Below are 4010 nucleotides of genomic sequence, written 5' to 3' on the forward strand. Positions count from 1 at the left end.
GACTTCGGCTACGTCGGCGGCGCACCCGACAAGATCAATCTCTACGTCGGCAAGACCGCCGTGAAGTTCAACATCCCCGAAGGGGAAGCCGTCGAGCGCCTCATCGACCTCATCAAAGAGCACGACCGCTGGTTTGATGCGCCCGTAGCCGCCTGATTGCCTCGGCGTTAGATGCAAAGGCAAAGTCAGCGAGCGGTACGTCATGCAGCGGGCAGATCATGAACTCCATGACCTCGGAGGGTTGGATCACCACATCGTTGAAATCCTGCACGCGTGCGAGGAAGAACAGATCGAGTGTGGGCCATTCGTAGCCTTGGAAGAGGTAGCGGTTGTTGAGTGTGAGAAAATACGTGTAAGCACTCGCAGGCAGATTCAGACCGACTTCCTCCTGCGTTTCGCGGGCGGCGGCCATCTCGCCGGTTTCCTCGGGTTCGATGACGCCGCCGGGCAGGCCGAGTTTTCCTAGGCCGGGCTCATGCGCACGGCGGGTGATGAGGATGCGGTCCTGCGCATCCAAAATGAGCGCCACGGCGGCGGGGATGGAGGTGATGAAGTGGCGATGCCCGCAGGCGGCACACACGAACTCGCGATCACCTTTGATGATCCAGTCGTTTTTGCCGCAGTTGCTGCAAAACTTGAAGGGGGAGTCAGCCATGCGGCTTTCCCTGCCGCCGATGCGCCCGCCATGCCAGCAGAAAGACCAGCACGCAGGCCGCTTTCATCACGAACAGCCACCATGGCTCCCACCACGCCCCGGTTTGTGCCTCAATGAGGTCTGAAATGCCGAACACCGCGAAGGCGCACGGCAGCAGGCAGCGCCAGGGCATTTTCATGCGGCTCCGCACAATGAGAGCGAGTGCGATGACGAACCACAGCCCGGCCTCGGTCTGGTTGAACAGCACGTGAAGGGCGGTGGTTGAGTCCGTTGGCATGCCAGAATGCTCTCAGATCGACGTGGCGAAGACAAGACATGACCGGCACGATTTCTTCACAACGTCTCTTGGCTTGGACGCTATCCTTTGCCAGAATGCGCGTTAATCCAACCCATGAGCAACAACCTCCTCCAGTCCTGGCTCCGCCTTCCCGACGGGGAGCGCCATGATTTGAACGGGACGTCCAGCATCGGACGCTCGCCGGACAACTCGCTGCAACTGGCGGACCATGAGGTCTCGCGCCGCCATGCGATCATCCAGGCCCAGGGTGAGCGGGAGTTCTGGCTGGTCGATCTCGGCAGCGCGAACGGCACCTGTGTCAATGGCCGCCGCATCTCGCAGTCGGTGCGCCTGCACAACGGCGACATCATCCGCATCGCCTCCAGCGAGCTGGAGTTCTGCACGGAAATCCTCAGCGCCATGCATCCAGGCGGGCAGCAGGTCATGGCCTCCACCATGATCCACATCCGTCAGGCACAGTGCTGGCTGATGGTGGCGGACATCATCGGCTCCACGCAAATGGCGCAGACACTCCCCGGCGCGCAATTTCCGCGCATGACGGGCACCTGGTTCAAGAACTGCCGCCAGATCATCGACGAATGCGGCGGCCACATGTCGAAGTACCTCGGCGACGGCTTCTTCTGCTACTGGGACGACACCGAAGATGGCGCCATCCAGGTGCGGCAGGCTGTGGCGAAGCTCTACGAAGCACAACTGAAGGCCAATCCGCCCTTCCGTCTCGTCCTGCACTTCGGCGGTGCCGCGCTCGGTACCGTGCCGACGATGAACGAACTTAATCTGCACGGCCCCGAGGTGAACTTCGTCTTCCGCATTGAAAAAGTGGCCGCCGGCTTGAAGCAAAACGTCGTCTTCAGCGAAGCCGCCATGAAAAAAATGGGGGCGGAACGAGAAGTCCACTTAGCCGGTGAATGCGCCGTGGAAGGTTTCTCGACGAAGCACAAATTTTACGCGCCGGGGGCGGCCAAGGCGGGCTGAGGCAGTTTCTGCATGCTCAGTCCACCGCACTCGCCACGCCATCGGCCTCTTTTGGCTCGGACGGCAGCATCAGGGCCACTGCGGCGGAGGGGATGAACAAAAATCCGGCGTACAACAGCGCGGTGCGGAAGTCGCCCACCTTCTCGAAGATGCCAAAGAACACCGTGCCCCCAGCGGCGACGATGCGACCGATGTTGTAGCAGAAACCGGAGCCGGTGGTGCGCAGCAGCACGGGAAACAATGGCGGCAGACACATGGTGAAGAGACCAAACACGCCCTGACACGCGCCAATGACGGCGAACTGCCATTTCGTCGCCTCCCAGCTCCACGTTTGCGAGAAGGAGAGGTACATGATCGCAAAATACGCGAGCATCAGGCTGACGATGGCGTTGCGATAGCCGAAGAGTTTCGCCAGACCACCGGCGATGTAGTTGCCGACGAGTGAGCCAAACATGATCCACATCAGGCCCGTCACCACGGCGGCATCCTTGCCCGCTTTGTCCAGCGAGGTGATCTCCGGCAGACTGAGTACATGCTTCTGCTGCCAGAACAGAAAGGTCCAGTGTGCGGTCAAGGACACCGCGCAGATGAGCATCACCCGCCACGTCACCCCACGCACGGCAGGACTGAACAGCGCGCTGATCTTCGGCACCTCCTGGCCTTCACGTGCCGCCGTCCATTCCTCGGTTTCCGGCACCGCTTTGCGAATCCACAACGTGATCAAAGCCGGCAGAATGCCGATGAGGAAGATGTAGCGCGGCTCCTTGCCCGCGAGCAGCCAGCCGGAGAAGCAGGCGAGCAGCACGCCGCAGTTCACGGCGCTTTGCAGCGTCGCGGCGATCCATGGCCGCCATTTCTTCGGCCAGGTTTCCGACAGCAGCGACGCGCCCACCGCCCACTCGCCACCGATGCCGAGCGCAGCCAGGAAACGGAAAATCATGAGGTGCCACCACTCCTGCGCGAAGAACGACAGCCCGGTGAAGCAGGCGTAGGTCAGAATCGTCAGCGTCAGCGCCCGGCTGCGGCCCAGCACATCGCCAATGCGCCCAAAGAACGCTCCACCGACGGCCCAGCCGACGAGGAAGGCCGCCTGGATGATCGAACCATGCATGCCCACCGTCGGATCACTCTCCGGCACCAGCATGAGCTGCGCCACGAACGCCGTGGCCACCAGCGTGTAGAGATGCATATCGAGTCCGTCAAACATCCAGCCCAGCCATGCGGCGAGTCCGGAACGGCGTTGCTGCGGCGAAAGATCCCGCAGGCGGGTGATTTCAGGAGTGGCTGGCTGGCTCATGCGGGGGCGAGTCTTTCGCAGCGCGGAGTGAATGGCAAGAGGTTTGCTGATGGAGAGGAGTTCCGATCAGGGCTTACGCATGAATAACTCCGAGGAATTCGAGACGGAAGTTGGGATCGAGAGAGGCGCGGCGGCGTTTGCGGCGCAGGCTCAGTTTACTCGGGTGGTCTCGCAAGACTTTGATCGCTAGTGGTTCAAACCATCAGAGCTGCTGGGTAAAGACGCTTGAGTTTGATACGTGCATCTTTTGTCGTGAATCTCCAGTCGGTGCCGCACTAGGTGGACTGGTGGATTTGTCTCACCACCAAGCTTGGTGAAGGCGGCGTGAGCGCCGCCGCCGTGCTAAGCGTGATGATGACGAATACTCGGAACTCCATCAACCGTTGAACAAAGCTAGGAGATCGCTCCAAAGAACTTCGAGGAACTCACCGATGCCCATCAGCAGCGTGGCATGAATTTCACCCAAAGCTAAAAGTCCGAAGCTCGAGCCGGAACCGCCCCAACGCAGGTCATTGAAGTTAATGGAGAATGCGATCTGAACCGGATTCGGTATCAGGATCGTAGATGGCACGTCCACAGTGATCTGGTAGCCGCCGTTTGGACCATCTCCAATGATGATGCTCAACTGCGTGGCCGTGATTGAAACGTCGAAGGTGGTGGTCGAGCCGCCACCAAGGACTGGCAGGCCAAAAGCCAACTGCGTGTTTGTGCTGAAGAATGTGCCACCCATGATGGTGTCCTCCGGCATGCCGCCATTCCAACTGTCATAAAGATCAACATAGAGC

Annotated in this window: 5 protein-coding genes; 1 reads left to right on the forward strand and 4 read right to left on the reverse strand. The window is 60.3% G+C overall.

Going from position 1 to position 4010, the window contains the following annotated elements; all coding sequences use genetic code 11:
* Positions 1-112 precede the first annotated feature (112 nt).
* Complete coding sequence (locus tag ACKVY0_RS23950; protein ID WP_409217386.1) at positions 113-655, reverse strand: NUDIX domain-containing protein; 543 nt, start codon at positions 653-655, stop codon at positions 113-115.
* Complete coding sequence (locus ACKVY0_RS23955) at positions 648-932, reverse strand: hypothetical protein (protein ID WP_409217387.1); 285 nt, start codon at positions 930-932, stop codon at positions 648-650. The genes ACKVY0_RS23950 and ACKVY0_RS23955 overlap by 8 nt, the downstream gene beginning before the upstream one ends.
* A gap of 114 nt (positions 933-1046) precedes the next feature.
* On the opposite strand from ACKVY0_RS23955, the gene ACKVY0_RS23960 reads away from it, so the two are divergent.
* Entirely contained in the window at positions 1047-1928 is an 882-nt protein-coding gene (locus tag ACKVY0_RS23960) for an FHA domain-containing protein (RefSeq protein WP_409217388.1), read from the forward strand.
* A 16-nt stretch (positions 1929-1944) separates the two neighbouring features.
* On the opposite strand, the gene ACKVY0_RS23965 is transcribed toward ACKVY0_RS23960, so the two are convergent.
* Complete coding sequence (locus tag ACKVY0_RS23965) at positions 1945-3225, reverse strand: MFS transporter (RefSeq protein ID WP_409217389.1); 1281 nt, start codon at positions 3223-3225, stop codon at positions 1945-1947.
* Between the two features lie 376 nt (positions 3226-3601).
* Positions 3602-4010, reverse strand: a 409-nt coding sequence (locus tag ACKVY0_RS23970; protein ID WP_409217390.1) for a hypothetical protein, incomplete at its 5' end; no start/stop codon positions are given.

The organism is Prosthecobacter sp. (assembly GCF_046154365.1).
GTDB lineage: Bacteria > Verrucomicrobiota > Verrucomicrobiia > Verrucomicrobiales > Verrucomicrobiaceae > Prosthecobacter.